This window comes from Silicimonas lutimaris (genome assembly GCF_047314965.1).
Taxonomy (GTDB): domain Bacteria; phylum Pseudomonadota; class Alphaproteobacteria; order Rhodobacterales; family Rhodobacteraceae; genus JAVJUV01.
The window spans coordinates 90,248-116,101 of record NZ_JBLBVK010000057.1 but is presented as its reverse complement, the minus strand read 5'-3'; the positions used below and the strand labels follow the sequence as shown (position 1 = coordinate 116,101).

General features: G+C 64.1%; 29 protein-coding genes. 16 read left to right on the top strand and 13 right to left on the bottom strand.

Annotated elements, in window-relative coordinates:
• From ACKLNI_RS19090 to ACKLNI_RS19070, 5 genes are all read right to left on the bottom strand, one after another.
• Complete coding sequence (locus tag ACKLNI_RS19090) at positions 1–2,913, bottom strand: formate dehydrogenase subunit alpha (RefSeq protein WP_413720690.1); 2,913 nt, start codon at positions 2,911–2,913, stop codon at positions 1–3.
• Between the two features lie 19 nt (positions 2,914–2,932).
• Positions 2,933–3,124, bottom strand: a complete 192-nt coding sequence (locus tag ACKLNI_RS19085) for a twin-arginine translocation pathway signal protein (RefSeq protein ID WP_413720689.1) — start codon at positions 3,122–3,124, stop codon at positions 2,933–2,935.
• A gap of 42 nt (positions 3,125–3,166) precedes the next feature.
• Complete coding sequence (locus ACKLNI_RS19080) at positions 3,167–3,766, bottom strand: TorD/DmsD family molecular chaperone (RefSeq protein ID WP_413720688.1); 600 nt, start codon at positions 3,764–3,766, stop codon at positions 3,167–3,169.
• 121 nt (positions 3,767–3,887) lie between these two features.
• Positions 3,888–4,475, bottom strand: coding sequence for a DUF3306 domain-containing protein (locus ACKLNI_RS19075; RefSeq protein ID WP_413720687.1), 588 nt, complete (start codon positions 4,473–4,475; stop codon positions 3,888–3,890).
• Complete coding sequence (locus ACKLNI_RS19070) at positions 4,468–5,046, bottom strand: DUF3305 domain-containing protein (protein ID WP_413720686.1); 579 nt, start codon at positions 5,044–5,046, stop codon at positions 4,468–4,470. The genes ACKLNI_RS19075 and ACKLNI_RS19070 overlap by 8 nt, the downstream gene beginning before the upstream one ends.
• Positions 5,047–5,155: 109 nt before the next feature.
• On the opposite strand from ACKLNI_RS19070, the gene ACKLNI_RS19065 reads away from it, so the two are divergent.
• The gene (locus tag ACKLNI_RS19065) at positions 5,156–7,123 is read left to right on the top strand and encodes a 4Fe-4S dicluster domain-containing protein (RefSeq protein WP_413720685.1); all 1,968 of its coding nucleotides are present in this window, start codon (positions 5,156–5,158) and stop codon (positions 7,121–7,123) included.
• A gap of 40 nt (positions 7,124–7,163) precedes the next feature.
• Positions 7,164–8,159 (top strand): serine hydrolase domain-containing protein, encoded by a 996-nt coding sequence (locus ACKLNI_RS19060; RefSeq protein WP_413720684.1) that lies wholly within the window; start codon positions 7,164–7,166, stop codon positions 8,157–8,159.
• An 87-nt stretch (positions 8,160–8,246) separates the two neighbouring features.
• Here the strand turns inward: ACKLNI_RS19060 and ACKLNI_RS19055 are convergent, their stop codons facing one another.
• Positions 8,247–8,996 (bottom strand): hypothetical protein, encoded by a 750-nt coding sequence (locus ACKLNI_RS19055; RefSeq protein WP_413720683.1) that lies wholly within the window; start codon positions 8,994–8,996, stop codon positions 8,247–8,249.
• Positions 8,997–9,083: 87 nt separating this feature from the next.
• Here ACKLNI_RS19055 and ACKLNI_RS19050 point away from each other — a divergent pair, with 87 nt between their 5' ends.
• From ACKLNI_RS19050 to ACKLNI_RS19025, 6 genes are read left to right on the top strand one after another with little or no spacing between them, the layout of a single operon-like run.
• Positions 9,084–9,296: a DUF6494 family protein gene (locus tag ACKLNI_RS19050; protein WP_413720682.1), complete on the top strand. Its 213-nt coding sequence runs from the start codon at positions 9,084–9,086 to the stop codon at positions 9,294–9,296.
• A gap of 1 nt (position 9,297) precedes the next feature.
• A complete protein-coding gene (locus tag ACKLNI_RS19045; RefSeq protein WP_413720681.1) occupies positions 9,298–10,401 on the top strand; it encodes an Mrp/NBP35 family ATP-binding protein in 1,104 nt (367 codons plus the stop codon).
• Positions 10,398–11,105: a biotin/lipoate--protein ligase family protein gene (locus ACKLNI_RS19040; protein ID WP_413720680.1), complete on the top strand. Its 708-nt coding sequence runs from the start codon at positions 10,398–10,400 to the stop codon at positions 11,103–11,105. Before ACKLNI_RS19045 ends, ACKLNI_RS19040 begins: the two co-directional genes overlap by 4 nt.
• Entirely contained in the window at positions 11,102–11,479 is a 378-nt protein-coding gene (locus tag ACKLNI_RS19035) for a hypothetical protein (RefSeq protein WP_413720679.1), read from the top strand. Before ACKLNI_RS19040 ends, ACKLNI_RS19035 begins: the two co-directional genes overlap by 4 nt.
• A gap of 58 nt (positions 11,480–11,537) precedes the next feature.
• The gene (locus tag ACKLNI_RS19030; RefSeq protein WP_413720678.1) at positions 11,538–12,008 is read left to right on the top strand and encodes a DUF6505 family protein; all 471 of its coding nucleotides are present in this window, start codon (positions 11,538–11,540) and stop codon (positions 12,006–12,008) included.
• Positions 12,009–12,048: 40 nt separating this feature from the next.
• Positions 12,049–13,575: a hypothetical protein gene (locus ACKLNI_RS19025; RefSeq protein ID WP_413720677.1), complete on the top strand. Its 1,527-nt coding sequence runs from the start codon at positions 12,049–12,051 to the stop codon at positions 13,573–13,575.
• Here ACKLNI_RS19025 and ACKLNI_RS19020 read toward each other — a convergent pair whose 3' ends face one another.
• Positions 13,576–13,758, bottom strand: a complete 183-nt coding sequence (locus tag ACKLNI_RS19020) for a hypothetical protein (RefSeq protein WP_413720676.1) — start codon at positions 13,756–13,758, stop codon at positions 13,576–13,578.
• Positions 13,759–13,946: 188 nt separating this feature from the next.
• Positions 13,947–14,636 carry a response regulator transcription factor gene (locus ACKLNI_RS19015; RefSeq protein WP_413720675.1) on the bottom strand — a complete coding sequence of 230 codons (690 nt, stop codon included), beginning with the start codon at positions 14,634–14,636 and terminating at the stop codon, positions 13,947–13,949.
• A 159-nt stretch (positions 14,637–14,795) separates the two neighbouring features.
• Between ACKLNI_RS19015 and ribA the strand changes: the two genes are divergently transcribed.
• Together ribA and ACKLNI_RS19005 are read left to right on the top strand one after the other, a co-directional pair.
• Positions 14,796–15,872, top strand: a complete 1,077-nt coding sequence (gene ribA / locus ACKLNI_RS19010; protein WP_413720674.1) for a GTP cyclohydrolase II — start codon at positions 14,796–14,798, stop codon at positions 15,870–15,872.
• Between the two features lie 80 nt (positions 15,873–15,952).
• Positions 15,953–16,441, top strand: a complete 489-nt coding sequence (locus ACKLNI_RS19005; protein ID WP_413720673.1) for a L,D-transpeptidase family protein — start codon at positions 15,953–15,955, stop codon at positions 16,439–16,441.
• Here ACKLNI_RS19005 and ACKLNI_RS19000 read toward each other — a convergent pair.
• Positions 16,432–17,085, bottom strand: coding sequence for a YggS family pyridoxal phosphate-dependent enzyme (locus ACKLNI_RS19000; RefSeq protein ID WP_413720672.1), 654 nt, complete (start codon positions 17,083–17,085; stop codon positions 16,432–16,434). The genes ACKLNI_RS19005 and ACKLNI_RS19000 overlap by 10 nt on opposite strands.
• 82 nt (positions 17,086–17,167) lie before the next feature.
• Positions 17,168–18,025: a porin gene (locus ACKLNI_RS18995; RefSeq protein WP_413720671.1), complete on the bottom strand. Its 858-nt coding sequence runs from the start codon at positions 18,023–18,025 to the stop codon at positions 17,168–17,170.
• Between the two features lie 243 nt (positions 18,026–18,268).
• Between ACKLNI_RS18995 and ACKLNI_RS18990 the strand changes: the two genes are divergently transcribed.
• From ACKLNI_RS18990 to ACKLNI_RS18965, 6 genes are all read left to right on the top strand, one after another.
• Positions 18,269–18,793 carry a DUF3576 domain-containing protein gene (locus ACKLNI_RS18990; protein WP_413720670.1) on the top strand — a complete coding sequence of 175 codons (525 nt, stop codon included), beginning with the start codon at positions 18,269–18,271 and terminating at the stop codon, positions 18,791–18,793.
• Between the two features lie 74 nt (positions 18,794–18,867).
• Positions 18,868–21,408: a leucine--tRNA ligase gene (leuS, locus tag ACKLNI_RS18985; RefSeq protein ID WP_413720669.1), complete on the top strand. Its 2,541-nt coding sequence runs from the start codon at positions 18,868–18,870 to the stop codon at positions 21,406–21,408.
• A complete protein-coding gene (lptE, locus tag ACKLNI_RS18980) occupies positions 21,395–21,877 on the top strand; it encodes an LPS assembly lipoprotein LptE (RefSeq protein ID WP_413720668.1) in 483 nt (160 codons plus the stop codon). Before leuS ends, lptE begins: the two co-directional genes overlap by 14 nt.
• Positions 21,874–22,896: a DNA polymerase III subunit delta gene (gene holA, locus ACKLNI_RS18975; RefSeq protein ID WP_413720667.1), complete on the top strand. Its 1,023-nt coding sequence runs from the start codon at positions 21,874–21,876 to the stop codon at positions 22,894–22,896. Before lptE ends, holA begins: the two co-directional genes overlap by 4 nt.
• Positions 22,893–23,480: a glutathione S-transferase family protein gene (locus tag ACKLNI_RS18970; protein WP_413720666.1), complete on the top strand. Its 588-nt coding sequence runs from the start codon at positions 22,893–22,895 to the stop codon at positions 23,478–23,480. The genes holA and ACKLNI_RS18970 overlap by 4 nt, the downstream gene beginning before the upstream one ends.
• A 172-nt stretch (positions 23,481–23,652) precedes the next feature.
• The gene (locus ACKLNI_RS18965) at positions 23,653–24,594 is read left to right on the top strand and encodes a glutathione S-transferase family protein (protein WP_413720665.1); all 942 of its coding nucleotides are present in this window, start codon (positions 23,653–23,655) and stop codon (positions 24,592–24,594) included.
• On the opposite strand, the gene ACKLNI_RS18960 is transcribed toward ACKLNI_RS18965, so the two are convergent.
• The 3 genes from ACKLNI_RS18960 to ACKLNI_RS18950 are packed head-to-tail and all read right to left on the bottom strand — an operon-like array spanning position 24,513 to position 25,807.
• Entirely contained in the window at positions 24,513–24,836 is a 324-nt protein-coding gene (locus ACKLNI_RS18960) for a hypothetical protein (protein WP_413720664.1), read from the bottom strand. The two genes, ACKLNI_RS18965 and ACKLNI_RS18960, sit on opposite strands and share 82 nt — an antisense overlap.
• Positions 24,833–25,429 carry a DUF2953 domain-containing protein gene (locus tag ACKLNI_RS18955; protein WP_413720663.1) on the bottom strand — a complete coding sequence of 199 codons (597 nt, stop codon included), beginning with the start codon at positions 25,427–25,429 and terminating at the stop codon, positions 24,833–24,835. Before ACKLNI_RS18955 ends, ACKLNI_RS18960 begins: the two co-directional genes overlap by 4 nt.
• A 6-nt stretch (positions 25,430–25,435) precedes the next feature.
• Positions 25,436–25,807 (bottom strand): spore germination protein GerW family protein, encoded by a 372-nt coding sequence (locus tag ACKLNI_RS18950; RefSeq protein ID WP_413720662.1) that lies wholly within the window; start codon positions 25,805–25,807, stop codon positions 25,436–25,438.
• Between the last annotated feature and the right edge of the window lie 47 nt (positions 25,808–25,854).

Genomic DNA, 25,854 nt, shown 5'->3' with positions numbered 1-25,854 from the left:
TTAAGCCGCGGTGATCTTGCAGAGTGTGGCCTTGGTCTCCTGCATCTGCGTCACGGAGTCGTAGCCATATGTCTGCGCGGTGTTACAGCTTTCGCCAAGCACGTACGGGTCTGCACCCTTCGGATACTTATGTCTGCGATCCTCGCCCTGGAAATGCCCGCCGAAGTGGAAGGGCATGAAAGCGACGCCTTCCCCGACCCTGTTGGTCAGCATGGCCATGACTTTGACCTTGCCGCCTTCGGGGCCTTCGACCCAGACCTGCTCGCCGTCCCGGACACCGATGTTGTTCGCGGTGCGCGGGTTGATCTCGATGAACATGTCCTGCTGCAATTCGGCCAGCCAGGGGTTCGAGCGCGTCTCGTCGCCGCCACCCTCATACTCGACCAGACGGCCGGAGGTGAGGATGATCGGGTAATCTGACGAGAAGTCCTTTTCCTGGATCGACTTGTACAGCGTGGGAACCCGCCAGAACGTCTTGTCGTCATAGGTCGGGTAATCCGCCACGAGATCACGACGGTTCGAGTACAGCGGCTCGCGGTGAAGCGGTACCGGATCCGGGAAGGTCCAGACGACGGCACGGGCCTTCGCGTTCCCGAAGGGCGCGCACTCGTGCTTGATGGCCACCCGCTGGATGCCGCCCGAAAGGTCGGTCTTCCAGTTGATGCCACCGACCTTGTCCGGAGCGCCGGCGACCTGCTCGATCGAAGCGCGTTCTTCCGGCGTCAGGTCGCCGTCCCAGCCCAGGTCCATCAGCATCTGCATGGTGAACTCGGGATATCCGTCCTGGATTTCCGAACCCTGCGAGTAGACGCCTTCCGCCAGCAGGTTGTCGCCCTGGTATTCCACGCCAAAGCGCGCACGGAACGTCAGGCCGCCTTTCGAGACCGGCATCGACATGTCGTAGAGGTTGGCGGTTCCCGGATGGTTCATCTCGGGCGTACCCCAGCACGGCCAGGGCATTCCGTAGAAGTCCCCATCGGCGGGTCCGCCGATCGCGCGCAGCGTCGTCTTGTCGAACGTGTGCTGATTGGCCATGTGCAGCTTGAGCCGCTCGGGCGACTGGCCGGTATAGCCGATCGTCCACATGCCGCGGTTGATCTCGCGCAGGATGTCCTCGATGTTCGGTTCCCCCGTGTCGCTGACCGCGATGTTGCGGAAGATGCGATCGTGGAAGCCGAACTTCTCGGCGAACTTCGCCATGATCGTGTGATCCGGCAGACTTTCGAACAGCGGGTCCATGACCTTTTCACGCCACTGGAGCGAACGGTTCGACGCGGTGGCCGAGCCGTAGGTCTCGAACTGCGTGGTCGCCGGAAGCAGGTAGACGCCGTCGGTGCGGTCCTGCAGGATCGCCGAGACGGTCGGGAACGGATCGACCACGACCATGAGGTCCAGCTTCTCCATTGCCTCTTTCATCTCGACAAGGCGGGTCTGCGAGTTCGGCGCATGGCCCCAGAGAACCATCGCCCGGGTATTGTCGGGCTGTGTCAGGTTCTCCTTGTCTTCCAGAACGCCGTCGATCCAGCGCGACACCGGAATGCCCCGCTCGTACATCATTTCCAGATCGGCGCCGTCCTTGCCCTTGCCTGGCAGTTTGTCGAACCGGCTCTTCAGCCAGTCGAGATCCTCTTCCCAGACGCGGGCGAAGTGCGCCCAGCTTCCGGGAGCGAGACCGTAGTAACCCGGCAGGGTATCGGCCAGAACACCAAGGTCCGTCGCGCCCTGCACGTTGTCATGGCCACGGAAGATGTTCGTGCCGCCGCCCGCGGTGCCCATGTTGCCAAGCGCAAGTTGAAGCACGCAGTAGGCGCGGGTGTTGTTGTTGCCGTTGGTGTGCTGGGTGCCGCCCATGCACCAGATCACGGTGCCGGGACGGTTGTTCGCCATCGTGCGCGCGACGCGCTCAAGCTGGCTTCCCGGTACGCCGGTGACGCGCTCGGTCTCTTCCGGCGTCCACTTGGCGACCTCTGCCTTGATCTGGTCCATGCCCCAGGTCCGGGTGCGGATGAACTCCTTGTCCTCCCAGCCGTTCTCGAAGATGTGCCAGAGGATGCCCCAGATCAGGGCGACGTCCGAGCCCGGACGGAAACGCACGTATTCATCGGCATGGGCCGCGGTCCGCGTGAAGCGCGGGTCGCAGACGATCAGCGGGGCGTTGTTCTGCTCTTTCGCGCGCAGCACGTGGAGGAGAGACACGGGGTGCGCTTCGGCGGGGTTGCCGCCGATGATGAAGATCGCCCGGCTGTTGTGGATGTCGTTGTAGCTGTTGGTCATGGCGCCGTAGCCCCATGTGTTCGCCACACCCGCAACCGTGGTCGAGTGACAGATACGCGCCTGGTGGTCGATGTTGTTCGTGCCCCAGTAGGCCGCGAACTTGCGATACAGGTACGCCTGCTCGTTGTTGAACTTCGCCGAGCCCAGCCAGTAGACCGAGTCAGGTCCGCTTTCTTCGCGGATCTGAAGCATCTTGTCGCCGATCTCGTTGATCGCCTCGTCCCAGCTGACGCGGGTCCACTCGCCGCCGACCAGCTTCATCGGGTACTTCAGACGGCGTTCGCCGTGGGCGTGCTCGCGCACCGCCGCGCCCTTGGCGCAGTGGGCGCCCAGGTTGAACGGGCTGTCCCAGGCGGGTTCCTGACCCGTCCAGACACCGTTCTCGACTTCGGCCAGAACCGTACAGCCCACCGAGCAGTGCGTGCAGACGGACTTGATGACCTCGACCCGGCCATTGGCCGCCTGCGCAGCGGCGGGCGTGACACGACCGACACCGGCGGAAAAGGCCGCAAGGCCACCGACTGCAAGACCGGATCCCCGAAGGAACGTCCGGCGGTCAACCTTGGTGCCTGCCACGCGCGACAGGACCGGAGACGGACGAGTGCTGCGATTGGCAGCGCCTGTCTTCTTTCTCAGCATGATCTACCTCCCTCGAAGTTCAGAACCGGGCGGACGCCAGGTATTGCTTCACGTGCTCGGTCTTCTTCAGACCCGAGCCCTGAGCGACCTCTTCCGCAGCGGCTTCCGTCGTGCCGACGGCCATCGCGGCAACGGCGGCGGGCGCCGACGTTCCAGCGAGCTTCAGAAAGTCGCGACGGCTGCTGCCATCCTTCTTCTTTTTAGCGTCCATGGTTCTCCTCCCATTCAACGACACCGGGTCCGGATCCCGGCGTCAGGTCTCCATTCTGAAGGCTTCAATCTCGATCTCCATGAAGGCGCGCCCGATCTTGCCGACGGGTGCGTAGAAGACCGAGCCTTCGGCGGCCTCCAGATCCGTGAAGAAATGTCCTGCCCATGTCGCGACATGGGTGTTGAAGAACGCGTGCTGGTCCTCGACCGACAGCGGGTCGCCATAGGTGCCCCGGATCAGCCCGGCCATGATCTCGCACAGCGTCGCGATATGGTCCTCGGGTTCCTTGACGTCGTCGTTCCTCTGGATGCCCAGCTGGCTCATGTGCCCGCGCAGGCGCGCCAGAGGCTTCTCATTCAGGAAACCCGTCAGGTAGTAGCTGGCGTAAGGCAGCAGTTCGCCCCGACCCAGACCGATGAAAAGTGCGTTGTATTCACGCTCGACGGCCTTCGCCGTCGACTTCTTGGCCACGGCGGCGAGAGCGGTGATCCCCTGGCCAAGCTCGGACTCGTCGCCGGACAGTCTCGACGCCACGTCGATCATGTCCTGCGAAGGTTCGCGGGCCAGAAGATTCGCCAGCATGGAATAAAGATCGGCCCGCAGAAGATCCTCCTCCGCGACGCCCTCCCTTACATCGGCCATTTGGCTCTGTTCTCTCACTTCGGTTCCCTGAATACCGCTGTGTACTGACAGGCTAGAACAGCTGTCGTCAATTGGGCAAATGATATTTCCAATTTCAGGCGATCACTTTTTTCGGACGGCACTAGGTTTCGAACCTCATCCTCTTGGGGCTAAAGGAAAAATCTTCCTCTTCTGCGTCATCTCCGCCTCCGTGCACGACCTCCGGGATTGTCTCTTCGGCAACACGCCCGGTTTTGGACTGAACGACATCGGACTCTTCCGGACTCGCATCATCACCTGTGTCTTTTGCAGCAACATCCTGCAAAATTTCCGGATCAGCTTTCTCCTTCAGAAATCCACGCCCAATCTTGTAGCCGGTCGCAATGATTTTCTGTGTCAATTCTGGTGAATTGAAATCGTCGTCATAGTCGTTGAGACCGTCAATATTTGCGAGAACGGGATTCGATCTCCAAAGCACGCGCAGGGCGCGCTTGCGCAGAAACTCGGGAACACCTGCCTGCATGAAAACGCTGAAGTCGTCACCCTTCTTCAGACTCTCGGGCACCGGCAGATTCAAACGCTCCAGCAGCGCGGCTTCTTCTTCAAGTGTATCCGGTGGAGTCTCGGGTTCCGCCGTTTCCGGCTCCGGCACCCGCGCCACGGCCTCTTCTTCCGCCACCAGACGCTTTCGGCGCGACCAGCGCGAGAAGAGGTTGTCGTCGTCACTCATCGCGCTGACCTTTCCGTGCGCCCGGGCTCCGGTACACGTCAGAGACCTGCCGGATGCGCGGATCTCCTATGCCATCCTCGACCAGATCGACCCGCTTCTTGTCGCGCTTGCGCTTGACGAAGGGGACCTCTTCGAAATGAGCGTCGCAAAACTCCTTGATCTGCAACAAGAGTTGGTCAGGCATCGCCACCGGTTGAACGATAACCTCGTCACTGTCCTGCCATTCCTGCGCCCGGTCTGCCGACGCGGTCACCGCATGCACGCCGATCCCATGCTCGTTTCCGGCATCCTCGCCCTTGCTCAGGACCACGAACACCGACGGCGGCCTCATCATGAGCGAGATGCGATAGCTCTCGACCTCGGTATGGTGCAGATCAAGTGGAACGGTGGCCGCATGATAGTCGGTGACGTCTCCGTCTTCGCGCAAAATCCGAAACCCGCCCGGCCCGGCATTCGGAATCACTGCGGCAGCCTCCCAGGCCCACTTGGCCCAGCGGGTCACACCAGGCCTCCGGCGCAGCACGACACCCATCGGCACCGCCATGGATTTGGGAATTTCGCCCCTTGTCATTTGGCTCTCTCTCCTGTCGGACGAGGAGCAAACACCGACTGATTGCCATTGTCAAAACATCTGACCAAAATAGCCGAACGGCGCGAACCGGGAGGAAATCGGAAAACGGATGGCCAAGATCACGCGAATGCTGCTGTGCTCCTGCGAAGGCACTATGAACGTCGACCCGGACTCGGCCGCCGCCGCGCTGGATGGTGCGACGGTAAAGACCTCCGACAGGCTGTGCACCGTCGATCTGGACGTCGCCGCCAAGGCGCTGGAGCAGGATGGCACTACGCTGATCGCCTGCGGGCAGATGGCCACCCTGTTCGAGGAACTGGCCGAGGAGCTGGACGCCGGCAGACTGATGACAGTCGATATCCGTGATCGCGCCGGCTGGACAGCCGACAGGTCGGCCGCGCCCAAGCAGGCCGCACTTCTGGCCGAAGCTGTCCTGCCCCGGCCCGCCACTCCGTCGAAAGACGTGGTCAGCGAAGGCACGTGCCTTGTGCTTGGCACCTCCGGCATCGCCCTGCCCGCCGCACAGGCGCTCTCTGCTCAACTCGCCGTCACGTGCATCCTCGGCGATGCGCCCGACGACCTGATTCCGACCGCCGCCTATGACGTCGCGCTTGGACGCCTGAGATCCGCGACCGGCGCCCTGGGCGGGTTCGCGATCACAATCGACGGATACCGGCCGATGCAGCCCGGCGGGCGCGGCCCGGCGGAGTTCGGCGAGGCCGTCAACGGCGCGAAGTCCACCTGCGACATCATCGTCGATCTGCGCGGCGAAGGCCCGCTCTTCCCCGCCGATCACAAGCGTGAAGGCTATGTCCGCGCCGATCCAGGCGATCCTCTGGCTGTCCGTGCCGTCATTGCCGAAGCGATGCAGATGCAGGGTGTTTTCGAGAAACCGCTCTACATCCGCTTCGAAGAAAGCCTCTGCGCCCATTCCCGCGCGTCGCGCCCCGGCTGCGACCGGTGCCTGACGGTCTGCCCCACCGGCGCGATCACGCCCAACGGAGACACCGTCGCAATCGATCCCGACATTTGCGCGGGCTGCGGCGCTTGCGCCGCTGTCTGCCCGTCGGGGGCAGCCAGCTATGACGATCCGCCGGTCGGCTACCTCTACTCGCGCCTGCGCACCCTGGCTTCGGCTTATCGCAAGGCCGGCGGAAAGAGCCCCCGCGTTCTCTTCCACGATCCGGAGCATGGCGGCGAGATGATCCGCCTGTCCGCCCGGTTCGGCCGCGGCCTGCCCGCCGACGTGATCCCGGTCGAGGTTCCCAACGTCGAGGGCGTCGGTCATGCCGAGATGCTGGCCGCCCTTGGCGTCGGCTTCTCCACCGTCGCGATCCTGCCCGGTCCGCTGACGGATCTCTCGGTACCGGAACGCGAACTGGCCCTGGCCCGGGCCATCGCGGGCGACAGCACGCGGGCCACCATTCTGGATGTCGCCGATCCGGACGCCTTGGAGGAAGCGCTCTACGGCCCCGCACCCGCTCCAATGCTCAACGATCCGATCCTGCCGCTAGGCGGACGCCGCGAGGTCACCCGCATGGCTGCCACGGCGCTGACCGGCGCCGAGACGCCCATCGCGCTGTCCCAGGGCGCCCCCTACGGCGCGGTGGTCATCGATACCGACGCCTGCACGCTCTGCCTTGCCTGCGTCTCGCTCTGCCCGGTCGGCGCGCTTGGCGAGAACCAGGACAAGCCCCAAGTCAATTTCCAGGAGACCGCCTGCCTGCAATGCGGCATCTGCGCCTCGACCTGTCCCGAGACCGCGATCACGCTCGTCCCGCAGCTCGACCTCTCGAAAGAGGCGCTCTCCCGCCGCGTCCTGAACGAGGAGGAGCCCTTCGAATGCATCGAATGCGGCAAGCCCTTCGGCGTGAAATCGACGATCAACCGCATCGTCGAAAAGTTGCAGGGCCAGCACTGGATGTACACGAACTCTGACAATGTGAAGCTGATCCAGATGTGCGACGACTGCCGCATCAACGCGCAGTACCACCAGGAGAACTCACCCTTCCGCATGGGAGACCGGCCTCGCGTGCGCACCACGGATGACTATCTGAAGGACAAGAAACCGAACTGACGTTCCTGGCGAAATGCGCACGTCACCCCATATCATGGCGATGACCCTGACCCGCCGGACACTGATTGCCGCAACGGCGGCCGCTGTTGCGGCCCCGCATGTCGCAGGTGCCGACGCGCCGACCGCGATCCGGTCCCGGGCCGCGGGCTTCGATCAGCTCCACGCGCTGATCATCCTCCGGAACGGCGAAACCGTGCTCGAGGAGCGCTTCCGCGGCCCCGGCCTCGACAGTCCGGCAAATGTGAAATCCGTATCGAAGACGCTGGTCGCCACGCTCCTTGGCATCGCCATCGACAAGGGTGAGATCCGTTCGGTTGACGCATCTCTTGGCGAAGTTGCGCCACGCCTGATTCCAGACTCGGCCGACCTCCGCGCCCGCGACATAACCCTCGAAGACCTCGTCACGCTTCGCGCCGGGCTGGAGCGCACCTCGGGGCCGAACTACGGCCAATGGGTCTCCAGCCGGAACTGGGTCGCCGACGCGCTCTTGCGCCCGTTCGTCGCCGAACCCGGAGGGCAGATGCTCTACTCCACCGGCTCCACCCATATTCTCGGCGCCGCGCTGGCCGAGGCGTCGGGACGCTCGCTGCACGCGCTGGCCCGCGACTGGCTCGGACGCCCGCTCGGCATCGACATCCCGCCCTGGACCCGCGATCCGCAGGGTTACTTCATGGGCGGCAACGAAATGGCGCTCAGCCCCCGGGCGATGGCCCGCTTCGGCGAGATGATCCGGCAGGGCGGCACCTGGAACGGCGAACGGATCGTCGGCGAGGACTGGATCGCGCGGTCGTTCACTCCGGTCACGCGTTCCCCCTGGTCTGGCCTCGGCTATGGCTACGGCTGGTTCACCGGCGAAACGCCGGTCACACGCTACGCCCTCGCCCGCGGCTATGGCGGCCAGGTGATCGCGGTCGCGCCGGACGCGGGCATCACGATCGCCATCACCTCGGATCCGTCCCGCCCGGCACGCTCCGGCGGCTATTTCGGCGACCTGATGGACCTGATCGAACGCGACATCCTGGCGTCTCTCGCCTGATCCCGATGTCGGGATCGACCTGCACTTCTTCTTGGCTGAAATATGCCGGGGGAGTCCGAGCGAAGCGCGGACGGGGGCAGCGCCCCCTTACTGCGACTGAACCGGGCGCCCCAGTTCCTTGGGCTTTATGGTGTCGACGAAAGCCGCGATCGCCTCGATCTCGTCCAGCGTGATCTCGACCGGCGCGACATGGATCTGCCGGTTCGGATCGAAAGGCTCCGTCACGCCTTCGACCTGCGTGAAGGACGGGTGCGGATTATGCACGAAGAAGGCACGGAACAGGTCCGACCAGTTCTCCCGCCCCCGAAGCGCCGCGAAGGACGGCGTCGACCCGATCCCGCCCATCCGGTTCCGCTCGTCGACCACATGGCACCGGCCGCAATGAACAAGCGCAAGACGCGAACCCTCGGCCTTGTCTCCGTCGAAACTTTCCTCCTCACGGATGACGACGACCTTCACCTCGGTCGAGTAGAGGGGCGTGCCCTCCGGTGCGAAACTCTCGATCGCGGCCTTTCCGGGAACCGATTGCAGCCAGTCGAGGAAGGTTCCCGCCTTGGTCTTCGCCTCCCCGTCCTCGGTCAGGATCGACAGGAACCACACGGTGTCGTCGCTATCCACCATGATGCGGAAGCCGCCTGGCTCGCTGCTCAGCACCATGTCCGCCGCGCCGTCGGGAACCGAAGCAATGCGGATACGGTGCTTGAATCCGAAGCGCGGCAGGATCTGCTTGTCGAACCCGTTTTCCAGCATGGCGCCCGGCATCCGGATCGTCAGATCCTGTGCAGAAGCCGCGGCGGCAAACGCCACTGCGAGAATCCCCAGAACTATCGTCCTCACGAAAGCGATCTTGAACCTCCCTGATGATCCGATGATTATCCGCCACCGAAAACAAAGCAAGTTCTGCGGCTCGGAAGGGAGAAAGAGATGTCCGACGACGGTTTCAACATGTCACTGAGAAAGTTCCTGAAAACCGTGGGCGTCACGTCCCAGCAGGAAATCGAAGAGGCTGTCCACGCGGCGCGTGACGCGGGCAAGCTGCCTGGCGGCGCCGTGACGGCAAAGGTTGTCCTGACCATCGGCGATCTGGACCTGACCCACGAGGTCGTGGGCCAGATCGAGATGCCGGGAGGCAACTGACTTGGCCGACGAAGGCAAGATTCTCGAAACCCTGAAAAAGATCGTGGACCCTGCAAAGGGTACTGACATAGTGACCTCCGGTCAGGTCAAGTCTGTGAAGGTGACGGACGGAGCCGTCAGCTTCGTGCTCGAGGTCGATCCCTCCCGTGGCGGCGCCATGGAGCCCTTGCGCGCGGCGGCGGAGCAGGCCGTGAAAGCGCTGGACGGCGTGACCAGCGTCAGCGCGATCATGACCGCGCACTCCGGCGCCGGACAGGCCCCGAAAGCACCGCCCAAGGGCCCGGTACCCGACCTCGGCCTCAAGGATTTCACGCCGAAGCCCAAGGCGCCCGCCGGTCCCGCGAAACTGCCCGGCGTGAAGAAGGTCATCGCCATCGCTTCGGGCAAGGGTGGCGTGGGCAAGTCGACGGTCTCATCAAACCTGGCTGTTGCTCTTGCCGCGCGCGGCCTGAAAGTCGGGCTGCTGGACGCCGATGTCTACGGCCCCTCGCAGCCCCGGATGCTGGGCATCTCCGGCCGCCCCTCTGCCGCGGGCAGCACGATCCTGCCCCTGCGCAATCACGGCGTCACGGTGATGTCGCTGGGCCTGATGGTGCAGGAGGACGAGGCCATCGTCTGGCGTGGCCCCATGCTGATGGGCGCTTTGCAGCAGATGCTGGCCCAGGTGCAATGGGGGTCTCTCGATGTGCTGCTGGTCGATCTGCCGCCGGGCACCGGCGACGTGCAGATGACCCTCTGCCAGAAAACCGAGGTCGCGGGCGCAGTTGTAGTCTCGACGCCGCAGGACATCGCGCTGATCGATGCCAAGAAGGGCATCGACATGTTCCAGCGGATGGAAACGCCGATCCTCGGCATCATCGAGAACATGGCGGCCTTCGTCTGCGACGGATGCGGCAAGGTCCACCATCCCTTTGGCCATGGCGGCGCCCGGACCGAGGCGGAACGCCTTGGCGTGCCGTTCCTTGGCGAGATCCCCCTACACCTTGGAATCAGGGTTGCGGGCGATGGCGGCGCGCCGATCGTGGCAGCGAAACCCGAAGGCGAGGAATCGCAGGCCTTCTGGACCATCGCCGATCAGTTGATCGAAACGGTGCTGGCGGAATGAGTTTCGGCACACGCGCGCTCCAGTTCCCTCCGCTTCTGTCCGGCATCGCCACGGCCGGCGATCCGTTCGAAGCGGCGCTGGCTTCCGTAGAGACCGAGATCGAACCCGGCGCCGTCTTCTATGGTGCCGACCCGGCACGCCTTCAGGTCGCGATCGTTCTCGCGCCCGAGGAACCGCTGAACACGGCGCTGCAAGTCACCTTCGCGATCACTCTGGGAATGAACGATGCGCTGGGGGCGCTCGCGCCGCCAGAAGTCGGCGTGCATCTGGTCTGGCCAGACCGGATCAAGGTCAACGGCGCCTATTGCGGGGAACTCAAGGTCGCCGCCAGCACGACCGACCGAACGCAGGAACCCGACTGGCTGATCGTGGGCCTTGAGATGCCGATGGTCCTCCCCGGCGAATCCGAACCCGGTCACGATCCCGATCGCACAGCGCTGGCCGAAGAAGGCTGCGGCGACATCATGCTGCCCGACCTCGTGGAATCGTGGGGCCGGCACATGATGAACTGGCTGCACATCTACCTGACCGACGGGTTCGAGCCCCTGCACCGTGAATGGCGCGCCAAGGGCGACGGGCTGGGCGAGGCCGTGACCTACCCTGAGGAGGGCACGTTCATCGGGCTCGATGAGAATGGCGGGATGATCCTGAAAGCCGGAGAGACGACGCGCATCCTGTCGCTCGCCGATCACCTGGTTCGGTGAGCCTTCCCGAGACAGCCGCTGCCGCCTTCGCGATCCTGGCCGCCTTCCCGATCCTGGGCCAACTGGCGCTGGTCCTTGGCGCGCCCTGGGGCAGCATCACGCTGGGCGGGCGCTGGCCGGGCGTTCTGCCGCCGCGCCTGCGCCTGGCCGCGCTGGCGCAGGCCGCGATCCTCATTGCGCTGACCCTCATCGCGCTCGACCACGGCGGTCTCCTGCAGATCGGCCTGCCGCCCGCCGCGATCTGGGTCACCGTCGCGGTCACCTGCATTTCGGCCGTTCTGAACAACATCACGCCTTCGCGCATCGAACGCCGCCTCTGGGGGCCGGTGACGATCCTGATGGCCCTGGCCGCCCTGACGCTCGCCGTCACCTGAGCCTTGAACTTCCCGCCGCCTGCACGCAACCTGCAGGTACAACGACAAAGGTGCCCGGATGAATTTCGCCCGCGTGATACGAATGGATGAAAGCGACCTGAACGTCTTCCACGCCGCCGCCGAACCCGGCGAATGGGCGATCCCCGGCACCTTCGCCTTCTCGAACTGGACCGAGGACGACCTGACCGGCAAGTCGCGCCAGGAATTCGCCCATGGCTGGCTGGGGCTCGACAGCTTCGGCCGCGCCTCCGTGGTGGCCGTCACCTCGATCACCGAGGCCGAGCGCGCGGCGCTGGTCGATATCCTCGCCTTCCATTTCACCGAGGCCTGGGGCGCGCCCCATATCGACGCCGCCCGCCCCGTCGCCGAAGAGGAAATCGCCCACATGGCCCAGATGTGCAGCGATCAGGCCGAGAACACCCTGATGGTTCTGGAACGCGAACTGACACCCACCGGCGTCAAGGACCGCTTCCGCCTGATCCCGCCGCAAGGCGCATCGCTGGAGGCCTTCGCGGTTCACGGGGACTAAGGACCCGATTTTTGCCGTTTTTTACCGGCAGAACTGCCGCATGAGATTAATTGCATTTTCCTGCCTGATGCTGGCCATTTTCGCCCAGCCGACGTTCGCACAGGTCTCGGATGCCGAGATTGAGGCGTGCCATGCCGCGCCTGACACCCGTTGTTTGACCGACATCGGGACCGCGCTGGCTCTGGAACTCGATCCGCCGGACCCCAACCTGTCCGGCGCCTATCTCCTCGCGCAATTGGGCCGGCTGGATGAAGCCCGCTCGGCTGAAATCAGGTTTCAGCTTGCAAAAGGTCTCACCGAAGCGCAGGCGCGCCGATCAGCCGACTATCTTGTCGCGCCTTTTCGGTTGATTGACTTACTGCGCGCCGGCGCTGACCTTGAAACCGCGCAGGCCGAAAGCGGTATATCCGGCGTCGCTGTTTCAGCCGCGCTGATGAGACTGTCCGGCATGATGGCGACAAACACGTCCCTGCCATTACAGCCCGCGACCGACGAAACTACGCTGGCCGTCCTGCGGTGGGTCGCCACCGAAATCGGAGAAAGGCGCTACGAACGCCTGCTGTCAGCCGAAATCCTGGCATTTGTCGGCGAAGACGACGCGGCGCGCGCGATCATGGACACACTGCCGGCAGATGAGTCGACACGCACCAACATCTCGGACACGCTGGCCAGGATCGTCGGCATCGACCGCGTACTGGAGATTTACGCAAACATGCCGGACGTCCCTGCCTTCTATATCCTGCGTCTGGCGGAAATCTCGGAGAACAGGGACGAGGCAAAAGCCCTACTGGACACCGCAATGTCGCGCGTCGATGCCCGTGCTGTGGAACAAGACTTGGCACGGGATCTGCGAACGGTCGCAGGAACCGCCGCGAAACTGGGATTTGACGATGTGGCCATCGAGGCGACCGAAAGGCTCAGGATGATATTCCGGACGACATCCGAACCGGAGAAACTCGACCCGACATGGCTTGCCGCCGCTCTCCGCAACATAAACGCACCCGAAGACGAGCAACGCGCTGCCCTCGAACTGGCCGAGCAAGCAGTTGACCGCCTGCCAGAAAGGTTCGCCGGTACCGCCTCGGCCAATCTTGCGGGCGACTATCTGAGGTTCGGTGACGCGGAAACCGCGATCCGGCTCTTGGAACGCAACGATCCGGACCCCGACGACTGGACGCGGCTGATGAGTGTCGAGATGCCGGACGACGCACGTACTCTCATAATGGCCCACGTGGAGCGGACGCTGTCATCCGAAGATATGGCGCTGTATCGCGCCCCGCGTGCCGCCAGCCGCGCCTATCAGGCCGAGAGTGACAGTGAAAAAGCCGCGATTCGAGACGAGGTCACCGCACTTCTTGCCGCACCGGTGCCCGACAGAACTGGCATAGGACGCTTCTATTTCGATCATCTGCTGAAAGCCGCCGACCGCCTGGGCGACGAAGAACTGACCTCTCGAATCCTCATCCTGTCGGCCCGCGATGCGCTGGACCTCGGCTATGCCTGGCCGATTCTGCAGGCCGCCCATCAGCACCGGCATTTCGCAGAGGCCCGACGCGGCAACCGGTGATCAATACCCCGGGCTTGGCCAGAAGATGTTCAGAACCAGAAGAAGCACGAAGACCGCCGCGCCGGTGATCACCGCGCGCATCAGCTTCGAGTGCGACTTGAAATAGGCCCATTCCTCCAGAACCAGCACGATCACCGCGATCGCGATGGCCGGAACCAATGCGTGTGCCAGATCGAAACCCATGTTCGAACCTCCCCCGGATCTGTCTGCGTCCACCCGTCTCCGCCGCCGGGAAAAAAAGACCGGGCACAAGGCCCGGTCAGTCCAACAGGGAGGTACCATGCCATAACCCGGACATGGAAACGGGATCCGTACTTTCGTCTAACCCGATCCGAAACTGGTGAAATTGATCCGGATCAAGTCAAAACGGGTCAAGCGACCAGTCGATAGCCACCCGACTCGGTTACTAGTAAACGCGCATTCGAGGGGTCTGGCTCGATTTTTTGTCGCAGCCGGTAAATATGTGTCTCGAGTGTGTGAGTTGTGACACCCGCGTTGTAGCCCCAGACTTCGTGCAAAAGCACGTCGCGGGCCACCACGCCCTCGCTGGCGCGATAGAGGAACTTCAGGATATTCGTCTCCTTCTCGGTCAGACGAATCTTCTTTTCATCCTCTGTTATCAACATCTTCTGCGCAGGCTGGAAGGTGTAGGGCCCAAGCTGGAAGACGGCGTCTTCCGACTGTTCGTGCTGCCGCAACTGGGCGCGAATCCGAGCCAGTAGCACCGGGAACTTGAACGGCTTGGTCACATAGTCATTCGCGCCCGCATCGAGCCCCAGAATGGTGTCGGCGTCCGAATCATGTCCTGTCAGCATCAAAACAGGGCACTTCACGCCGTGTTTCCGAAGCACGCGGCACAGTTCCCGGCCATCGGTATCAGGCAGGCCGACGTCAAGGATCACCAGATCGTAGATGCCCTGACGGACCTTCTCCATCGCCTCCGCGCCGCTTCCGGCCTCGAAAACATCGAAATCCTCGGTCATGATCAACTGCTCGCCCAGCGCTTCGCGCAGATCGTCATCGTCATCGACCAGCAAAATCTTCTTCAGGTTCTGAGCCATGATATCCTCCATAACCCCGTTACGGGTCAGATGCGCCTGTGGATCGCGCTCTACAAGAATTGCTGCAACACTTCACGCGCTCGTGTCGGATGCGCGGCAAATGTTTCAAATCCTTGCAAAGCTGGCTACAGGGGAAGGGCGAAAAGGAACCATAACGCAATGTCCCTGATCCCGACACCGGCCGAAACGCTGGCCCGCGCGCGCACCGACCTCAGGCTTGGCCTGCCGGTCGTGCTGGAGAGCGCCGGGGAGAAGGTGCTGGTGACAGCCGCCGAAGGGCTGTCCGAGGATCGCCTTCGCGATATCATCGGCATCGGACCATCGGTTCTGGCGATCACCGCGCGGCGTGCGGAAACGCTGCGCGCGCGCGCTTACGACGGCGATGTGGCGCGACTGGTGCTGCCCCCCGCGGCAAAGGCCGACTGGATTCGCGCCGCCGCCGACCCCAAGGACGATCTGGCAACGCCCATGAAAGGCCCGTTCGAAAGCGCGCGCGAGGGGTCCGCCGACCTGCACCGCCTGGCCATCGGGCTGGCGAAATCCGCGCATCTGCTGCCGGCCGCCCTGGTGACCGAGGCGAAGGGAGGGATTCCCGAAGGCCTCACATGGTTGAAGGCCAAGGATGTCGCCCATCTTCTGCAGGCCCCGACCGCGCACAAGGCCGTCGTGACCGGGCGCGTTCCGCTGGGCGTGTCGGAGGCCGGGCGCGTGCATGTCTTCCGGCCCGAGGACGGAGGAGAGGAGCACTATGTCTGCGAGATCGGCCGGCCCCCCCGGGACAGGCCGGTTCTGGCACGGCTGCACTCGGCCTGTTTCACCGGCGACGTGCTGGGCTCGCTGAAATGCGACTGCGGCGCTCAGTTGCAGACCGCGCTCCGGCAGATGGGCGAGGAAGGCGCGGGGGTACTTCTGTACCTGAACCAGGAAGGCAGGGGCATCGGGCTGGCCAACAAGATGCGCGCCTATGCGCTGCAGGACCAGGGCTTCGACACGGTCGAGGCGAACCACCGGCTGGGCTTCGAGGATGACGAGCGCGATTTCCGCGTCGGAGCGGACATCCTGAAAAGGCTGGGCTTCAACGCGGTGCGTCTGTTGACGAACAACCCGGCCAAGGTACGCATGATGGAAGCGCAGGGCATCGCTGTGGCCGAGCGCGTGCCGCTGAAGGTCGGTCTCAACCCGCTGAACGAAAGATATCTCGATGTGAAGGCGAAGAAGTCGGGGCATATCCTTTGACGGTATCGGCGGCTGCGCCGCCGACCGGCCGGGGGCTCTGCCCCCGGACCCCCGCCGTATTTGCGCCAGGAAGAAATGACATGGTCCTGAACCCCGGTGGACTCCTGTTCCACGGCCGCCGGTTCCCCTGCACGATCGGGCGCGGCGGCGTCAGCGATGCCAAGCGCGAGGGCGATGGCGCCACGCCCGCCGGCATTCACCGGATCGTCGGCATGCTCTACCGTCCGGACCGGATGGCGCGCCCGACGGACTGGGCGGTGCCGATCCGCCTCGGAGATCTCTGGTGCGACGATCCCGCGCACGAGGACTATAACCTGATGGTCCGCGCGCCCTTTTCGGCCTCGCACGAACGGCTGAGACGCGCCGATCCCCTGTACGACCTCGTGATTCTGACCGACTGGAACTGGCCCTATGCGGAACGCGGACGCGGCTCGGCGATTTTCATGCATCGCTGGCGGCGCCCCGGAGCGCCGACCGAGGGATGCGTAGCGCTTCGCGCGGACCACCTGGCCTGGATCGCAACGCGGATCGGCTATGACACCCGGCTGATCGTCCGGCCTCAGCCGTAGTCGCGCGCGCCGAAAATGGCCGAACCCACCCGCACATGGGTCGCGCCCTGGGCGATGGCCTCCTCGAAATCGCCACTCATCCCCATCGACAGGCCCGTCAGCCCATTGCGCCCTGCGATCTTCGCCAGAAGCGCGAAATGGAGGCTCGGCGCCTCGTCTACCGGGGGGATGCACATCAGCCCCTTAAGGGGCAGGCCCAGCGCCCGGCACTCGGCCACCAGAGCATCCGCCTCGTCGATGGAACATCCCGCCTTCTGGCTCTCGTCGCCGGTATTCACCTGCACGAAGATATCGGGGCAGTGCCCGGTCTCTTCCGCGATCCGTGCGATGGTGTGAGCCAGCTTCACCCGGTCGACCGTGTGAATGACGTCGAACAGGTCCATCGCCGCGCGGGCCTTGTTGGTTTGCAGCGGGCCGATCAGGTGCAGTTCGATCCCGTCGAATCGTTCCCGGAAACCGGGCCACTTGCCCTGCGCCTCCTGCACCCGGTTCTCGCCAAAGATGCGGTGCCCCGCTTCCAGCGCAGCTTCGACGCGGTCCAGCGGCTGGACCTTCGAGACGGCGATCAGGGTGATGTCAGCCGGATCGCGCCCGTGGCGGGCGGCGGCGGCTTCGATGCGGGTCTTGATGTCAGAGAGGCTCATGGACGGGGTTCTAACCCGTCCGACAAAAAAGAAAAGAGCGGGCGCAAGGCCCGCTCTTCCCGTTCAACCAATCCCGTTGGGATTAGAAGGACATCGAGATACCGAAGTCGTACGAAGCGTCGGTCAGAGCGTCGCCGTCGACGATACCGCCCTTGAGCGATGCACCGCCGCCCAGGTCATAGGCAGCACCGATGCCGTAAGCGTCGCCGGACACGCCACCGAGCTCAGCTTTCGTGTAGAAAGCGGTCACGGTCGCAGCGCCGAAGACGTAGTCGAGCGAAGCGCCATACTGGTCGAAGTCGACGCCAGCCAGATCGGCGGTGCCGTAGATGACCTTGACGGTCGCGTCGCCGAAGCCGGCCGAAACGCCACCGATGATGTGGTCAGACGAACCCACGGATTCGTAGCCGAGGCCCATGGAGATGTCGCCCATGGCGTAGGTCACGGCAACGCCGTAAGCCTGATCGCCAGCCGGGCCGGGGTTGTCAGCCGACACGTGCAGACCAAGGTCGCCCATCGAATAGTCCCAGCGAGCCGCCGGACGGTCGCTGTTGGACAGGTAGACCATTTCGTTGAAGTCGCCCAGACCGGTCAGGCCAACGCCCGAAAGGTCGCCAACAGCGGCTTCCGGAGCACCGGAAACGTCGCCCATGGAGAGCTTGCCGAAAGCGCCTTCGACGAAGACGGAACCAGCGGTGCCAACGTCGCCGCCACCGTCAACGGTGCTTGCGTTGTCAGCGCGGATCGAGCCGCCGAATGCCAGGCCGCCGTCGGTTTCGCCCGAAGCGGAGAAGCTGATGCGGATACGGCTGGTGAAGCTAACGTCAGCGCCATTAAGGCTGACAATACCCATGCGGCCGTCGCCGCCTACAGAAACGTCAGCGGCAGCGACGCCAGCCGACAGGACCAGAGCGGTCGAAGCCAGAAGAACCTTTTTCATCGTTTTTCCCTCGTGTGTAAAAGGTGCGTCTCAGATCGGTCGCACCGAACTGATTGACATGTGTTTCACTCCAACACCTCTGGATTGCAAGTCGCCCCCCCGTCACGGCGGGAGACTCCATAACGGATGGTGCAGCTTTGCCACAGTGTGTTCCGGCAGCGCCGCGCCGTCCAGGCCGGAAAACCCTTGAGACACTCAGGCGCGTCGGATACTCATGCGCAAAAGCCAAGGAAGGACAGGCACATGGGGGCATCCGCCAGGGGAACAGTGACACGCGCCGTCATCATCTTGGCGCTTGGGCTCACATTGGCGTCTTGTAGCCGGATCGGAAACCTGGTTCGGACAGACGGTGAGAGATCCGCCGCGGCATCCGACGAAGCGCTCCGAGAAAGCCTCGAATCGGATACGTTGGGCGAGAAAAGGGAATCGACCATGTTCGACCTTTTCACCAATGTCGACGATCCGAACACCACTCTCGAGGTGAACAAGTACATCTGGAACGCCTCGCTCGACGTCCTGAACTTTTTGCCGATCCAGTCCGCCGATCCGTTCTCGGGCGTGATCGTGACCGGGTACGGCACGCCGCCGGGTGGCGGGCGCGCGTATCGCGCCACGATATATGTTCGTGACCCGGCCCTTGAAGCCCGCTCTCTGAACGTGGCGCTGGCCACCCGGTCCGGCCCCGCGTCCGCCGAAACCGTTCGCGCGGTGGAGGATGCGATCCTGACCCGTGCGCGCCAGCTGCGCATCCGCGACCTCGGACTCTAGATCTCCGGCCCAAGCCCGACTAAGACGCAGGCCGGGCCCACGCCCGGCCTTTTCGCATCCAGAGGACCCGACACATGTCCCGTTACGACACGAAAGAAATCGAACCGAAGTGGCAGGCCGCCTGGGACAAGGCGCTGACTTTTCGTGCGACGCGGGACGAGACGCGGCCCAAGTATTATGTGCTGGAGATGTTCCCCTATCCGTCGGGCCGCATCCATATCGGGCACGTGCGGAACTACACGATGGGCGACGTGGTTGCGCGTTACAAGCGGGCAACCGGGCACAATGTTCTGCACCCGATGGGATTCGACGCCTTCGGAATGCCGGCCGAGAACGCCGCGATGGCCAGCGGAGGCCATCCCAAGACTTGGACGTACGACAACATCGATACGATGGTGAACCAGATGAAGCCGCTCGGCTTCTCGCTGGACTGGTCGCGCATGTTCGCGACCTGCGATCCCGAGTACTACGGCCAGCAGCAGTCCATGTTCATCGACTTCATGGAAAAGGGCCTGGTCTATCGCCGGAACGCGGTGGTGAACTGGGACCCGGTCGACATGACCGTTCTGGCGAACGAACAGGTGATCGACGGCAAGGGCTGGCGGTCGGGCGCCGAGGTGGAACGGCGCGAGCTGACCCAGTGGTTCTTCAAGATCAGCGACTTCGCCGAGGAACTCCTGGACGCGATCGACGGTCTGGACGACTGGCCGGCGAAAGTGAAGCTGATGCAGCAGAACTGGATCGGCAAGTCGCGTGGCCTGCAATTCTCGTTCGAACGCACGGATGGCGGTGAGATCGAGGTTTACACCACGCGACCCGACACGCTGATGGGCGCGTCTTTCGTGGGCATCTCGCCGGATCATCCGCTGGCGAAACAACTCGCCGAGACAAACCCGGACGTCGCCGCCTTCCGCGCTGCCTGCCAGAAGGGCGGCACCACGGAGGAGGCGCTGGAGAAAGCCGAGAAACTGGGATTCGACACCGGCCTGACCGTGCGGCATCCCCTTGACCCGTCTTGGGAACTGCCCGTCTGGATCGCAAATTTCATCCTGATGGATTACGGCACGGGCGCCATCTTCGGCTGCCCTGCGCATGATCAACGCGACCTCGACTTCTGCCGGAAATACGGCCTGCCGGTCATCGACACGTTCCAGGCGCTCGACAACCCCGCCCCGGTCCAGACCGAAGCCTTCGTTCCTCCGAAGACGGAAAAGGTGAAATGGATCGATCATTTCGCCGATCTCGACGTGGCCACGGGGCAAGAGGCCATCGACGCCACCATCGACTTCGCCGAAAAGGGCGGATGGGGCACAGGCGTCACCAAGTTCCGCCTGCGCGACTGGGGCCTGTCCCGCCAGCGTTACTGGGGCTGCCCGATCCCGGTCGTCCATTGCGACACCTGTGGCGTGGTACCCGAGCGGAAGGAGAACCTGCCGGTTCGCCTGCCCGACGACGTCTCTTTCGATCAGCCCGGCAACCCGCTGGATCGCCATCCCACCTGGCGCGATGTGCCCTGCCCGTCCTGCGGCAAGCCGGCCCGCCGCGAAACCGATACGATGGACACCTTCGTCGATTCGTCCTGGTACTATGCGCGCTTCACCTGCCCGCAGGCCCAGACGCCCACCGATGCCGACGACGTCGCCTACTGGATGAACGTCGACCAGTATATCGGCGGGATCGAACACGCGATCCTGCACCTCCTGTATTCGCGCTTCTTCGCCCGCGCGATGCACATCTGCGGCCACCTGCCCGAAAGCGCCAAGGAGCCGTTCGACGCGCTCTTCACCCAGGGCATGGTCACCCACGCGATCTACCAGACCACCGACGAAAAGGGCCGCCCGGTCTATCACTACCCCGAGGATGTCGAACTGCGCGACGGCAAGGGCTTCCTGAAGGACGGGACCGAGGTTCAGATCATCCCCTCGGCCAAGATGTCGAAGTCCAAGAACAACGTCGTCGACCCCGTCGCCATCATCGACCGCTACGGCGCCGACACCGCGCGCTGGTTCGTGCTGAGCGATTCTCCGCCGGAGCGTGACGTCGAGTGGACCTCCGCCGGCGCCGAGGCCGCCTTCAAGCACCTCGCCCGCGTCCATCGCATTTCGGCCGAAATCGCCGAAGGCGGCGACACCGGTTCGGACGACGAGGCGCTCTTGAAGGAAATGCACCGGGCGATCCACGACGTGACGATGGGCATCGACAGTTTCGGCTTCAACGCGGCCATCGCCAAGCTCTATGCCTTCACCAACACGCTTGCAAAATCAAAGGCTTCGCATGCCGCGCGCCGCCAGGCGATCCTGACGCTTGCGCAGTTGATGTCGCCGATGACCCCGCACCTGGCCGAAGAAGTCTGGGCGATGCAGGGGGCCGAAGGGCTGATCGCGGACGCATCCTGGCCCAAGGCCGACGAGGCGATGCTGGTCGAGGATACAGTGACGCTCCCGATCCAGATCAACGGCAAGCGGCGATCCGAGATCACCGTGGCCAAGGACCTGGCGAAGGACGCGGTTGAAAAGCTGGTGCTGGCCGACGATGCTGTGGTCAAGGCGCTGGCCGGTGGTCAGCCCAAGAAGCTGATCGTCGTGCCGGGCCGCATCGTCAATGTCGTCGTATAGCCGCAGAACCCTGCTTCTCAGCCTCACCGCCCTCTCGGCGTGCGGGTTCGAACCGGTCTATGCGCCGGGCGGGCGGGCCGAAGGGCTGCGCGGGCGAATCGATCTTGCCGCCCCGGCCGACGAGGAAGGCTACGCCCTTGTCGAACGCCTTGAACAAAGGCTCGGCCAACCCGCCGGCGCAGATCTGGGCATGACGGCGGATATCTACGTTTCGGAAGAAGCGGTGGGCTTCCTGCCCGATGGCACGATCAGCCGCTACAACGTCTCGGGCCGGGTGGACTGGCGCCTGACGCGCCTGATCGACGGGACAGAATTGCTCACGGGCAGCGAACGCGGCTTCACCGGCTACTCCGCCACATCCACAACCGTTGCGACGATCTCGGCACGGCGAGACGCGCGGCGGCGCCTGATGGTGATTCTGGCGGACCGGGTCTTGCAGGACATCGTGCTTCGGGCCGACGCTCTATGAAGCTCTCCACCCGCGACGCGCCCGCCTATTTCCGCAAGCCCGATCCCGTGAAGACGGGCCTGCTGATCTACGGTTCGGACGCGATGCGCGTCGCGCTTCGGCGGCAGGAGGTGATCAAGGCCCTGATCGGTCCGGAAGGCGAAGAGGAAATGCGTCTTGCCCGCATCCCCGCCGCCGATCTCCGGAAAGACCCCGCGCTTCTGTCGGACGCCATCAAGGCGCAGGGCTTCTTCCCGGGCCCGCGCGTAGCCTTCGTCGAAGACGCTGGCGACGGGCTGGCCGACACCATCGCTGCCGCCCTCTCCGACTGGAAGGACGGCGATGCCCAGGTGATCGTCACCGCCGGTCAGCTGGCCGCCAAATCCAGGCTTCGCAAGCTGTTCGAAGATCATCCCAACGCCTATGCCACCGGCATCTACGACGACCCGCCCTCCCGCGAGGAGATCGAAGCCGCATTGTCCGCTGCAGGCCTGCGCAACATCCCCTCCGACGCGATGGGCGCTCTGACGGCACTGTCGCGCCAGATCGATCCGGGCGACTTCCGCCAGACACTGGAAAAGATCGCGCTCTACAAGCTGGGCGACGACACGCCGCTCACGCCCGACGAGATCGCCCTCTCGGCGCCCGCCTCGATCGAGGCCGGGATCGACGACGTCCTCAACATCGCCGCCGAGGGCAAGCCCCAGGAAATCGGTCCGGTCCTGCGGCGGCTGGAAGCGCAGGGTGTCGGCGCCGTGGCGCTCTGCATCGGCGCCAACCGGCACTTCAGGACACTTCACACCGTGGCCTCCGACCCCGGCGGTCCCGGCTCCGGCATCGGCAAGCTGCGTCCGCCGGTATTCGGTCCCCGGCGCGACCGGATCCAGCGGCAGGCCTCGCACTGGGGCATGTACAAGCTCGAACGCGCGCTCGGTCTTCTGCTGGATACCGACCTGACGCTGCGCTCGGCAGCGAACGTGCCGGACATGGCGGTGATGGAACGCACACTTCTCAAGATTGCAGGATTGGCAAGAAGATGACCCTGAAGATAATCGGCGCAACACGCTCGCGCACCTTTCGCGCGCTCTGGCTGGCCGAGGAACTCGGCCTCGACTACGAACACCTGCCGGAGATGCCCCGTTCCGAGGCCGTCACCAAGCTGAACCCACTCGGGCAAATCCCGGTGCTGACCGACGGAGACATCATCGTCCCGGATTCCCTGGCGATCCTGCACTATCTCGCCGACAAGGCCGGACGCTTCACCTATCCCGCAGGCACGCCCGCACGCGCCATGATGGATGCCCGCATCAACTTTGTCCTTTCCGAGATGGAAGCACCGCTCTGGATGGCCGCGCGGCACACGTTCGTCCTGCCGGAAGAACGCCGTCACCCCGAGATCAAGCCTTGGCTCCGCGACGATTTCGCCGACGCAGGGCGGAAATTCGAAATCCTGCTTGGCGATTCCGAATTCTTCGCCGGAGACTCCTTCACCATCGCCGACATCATTGCCGCCCACACGATCAACTGGGCGATCAACGCCAAGTTCGAACCGTCGGACGGTCTGAGAACCTACCTGGGCCGCATATCGGGGCGGCCGGCATGGGAAAGAGCCCAGGCGCGGTAATCGCTCAGGGAAACTGAACGATCACGCTCTCGAAGTCCTCGTCGGTATATAGACGCTTGCAGTTCATCCCGTTTCCCCGTTCTGGCGGGAAATTCGCCGGCGGCATCGATCGACAGTTCAGCACATCTCCTGTGCGTCGCAATTAATACTCTGCAGGCTATCTTGTCTCACGATGAATCGGAGACCTGCCATGGGCGTGATGATCGACGGCACCTACCACGCGGACGACCCCGGACCCGACACGACCGAGGGCGGCCATTTCAAACGCGCCGAGGCGAAGATCCGCGACTGGATCACGCCCGACGGTCCCTATACTCCCGACCCCGGACGCTATCACCTCTATGTCGCATGGAATTGCCCCTGGGCGCACCGTGCCCTGCTGGCCCGCACGATCCTCGGCCTCGACGACGCGATCTCCGTCTCCTACGCGCGCCCCCGCCGCACCGATCAGGGCTGGGTCTATGACACCGAAGGCGAATACGCCGATGCCGAACTGGGCGTGACAGCCGTCCACCAGGTCTATGCCCGCCAGCGGCCCGGTTACACCGGCCGGCTGACCGTTCCCGTTCTCTGGGACCGCAGGACCGAACAGATTGTCTCGAACGAATCCGCCGACATCATCCGCATGTTCGGCCTCTTCGGTCGCGGCCCCGATCTCTATCCCTCAGCACATCGTGCCGAAATCGACGCCTGGAACGACCGCATCTACGCAACCGTCAACAACGGCGTCTACCGCGCAGGGTTCGCGCGGAAACAAGAGGCCTATGACGAGGCCGTGGCCCAGGTCTTCGCCACGCTCGACGCCATCGAAGACCGCCTGAGCGGCCATGACTGGCTCGCGGGCGACAGCTTTACCGAGGCCGACCTGCGCCTCTTCCCCACGCTCGCCCGCTTCGACGTGGCCTATCACTATGCGTTCAAGTGCAACATCCGCCGGATCATGGATTACCCGGCGCTCTGGCGCTACGCCCGGCGCATCTACGCCATGCCGGGCGTCGCCGAAACCGTGCGCTTCTGGGTCTACAAGCAGGGTTATTTCTCGCCGTCCGAACTGCGAAACCCTTTGGGCATCGTACCAGCCGGCCCCTTGATCGACTGGTCTCCCGATCCCTGATCCTCTGCGAAGGCCGCGCTCAGGCCGGGGCAATTCCGCTCCAGCGTCTCCACGTCCAGCGCCCGACCCCGGAAATCCATTGCCGTCAGCGTCTCTCCGTCGTGGAACACGACCGCCACGGGCCGCTTGGTGCCGGTGCCGAAGATGCCGCCGCCAAGATGCCGTGCCCGGACAACCGCCTCGCAAAGCACCGCGAAGCGCCAGCCGCCATGGGTCTGAACGGCATCCAGCCTCAGACTCATTCCCCGCCCCCCCGGATCAGAAGCACCAGCCGCAACAGTGGCCAAGCCACCGCCAGCAGCGTCAGGTGAACCGCGACCTCCGCACTCCCCTCGAAACGTTTTCCGTCGAAATCCGGCCTGACCTGAACATCGCACCTTTCCCGCGGCACCCCGTAGATCCAGGGCGTCAACTGGCCAAAGACCTGCCCGGTATCCGCGGGATCGTCGAACCCGAACACGGCCCGCAGGCTGAGACGGTCGAGATGGATTCGCCGCAAGGCGATCAGAACCGCCTCGGGCAAGGCCGTCAGCAGCCGCGAAACCTCGGCGGCGGTGATCCTGTCGCCAACGTCAAGCTCTTCCTGCTGTTCATGCCGGCGCACCGGCTTCCGCTTTCGGGGTTTGCGAAGAACCTTGGCCACCCGGTGCCCGTGGCGCTCCGCCTTCAGCGACAAACGCGGCGCGAGCCCCCAAAGCACGCGAACCTCGGCTTCGACGTCAAACCGGTCTCCGGCTTCCGCCACCAACCGCAGGTGCATCGGTGTCGCCACGACGATGACGATGAGCAGGAACAGAAGCCCGACGACCCCCAGGATCGCCCAGACAACCAGCATGGGCCGTCAGGCGGTCTCGGACGGAGGTGGCCCCTTGCGCCCGGACACTTCAGCGGCCTTGTCGATCGCCTTCGACGCCGCCTTGCTCACCACCCCGATGATCTCGGAGGTTGCGCCATGGATGCCTTCCACCCGCGCGCCGTCCTCGTCGATGATGATCGCGCCGATCGGCTTGATCCCGCCCCCGGCGCCCGTGCCGCCGGTATTGCCCGACTTGCCACCCGTTCCGCCGCCGGCGCCGAAGCCGAAACCGAAACTCACGATCGGATAGACGGTCGCATTACCGCGCTCGATCGGATCACCCAGCACATTCCGCGCGTTCAAGAGCTTGTCGAGTTGCTCGACCGTGCCCTTCAGCAGTTTCTCCACATCATCCATGACAATCCCCTTTTTTCGAAAATCGCCCAACGTGCATGCCACGACCA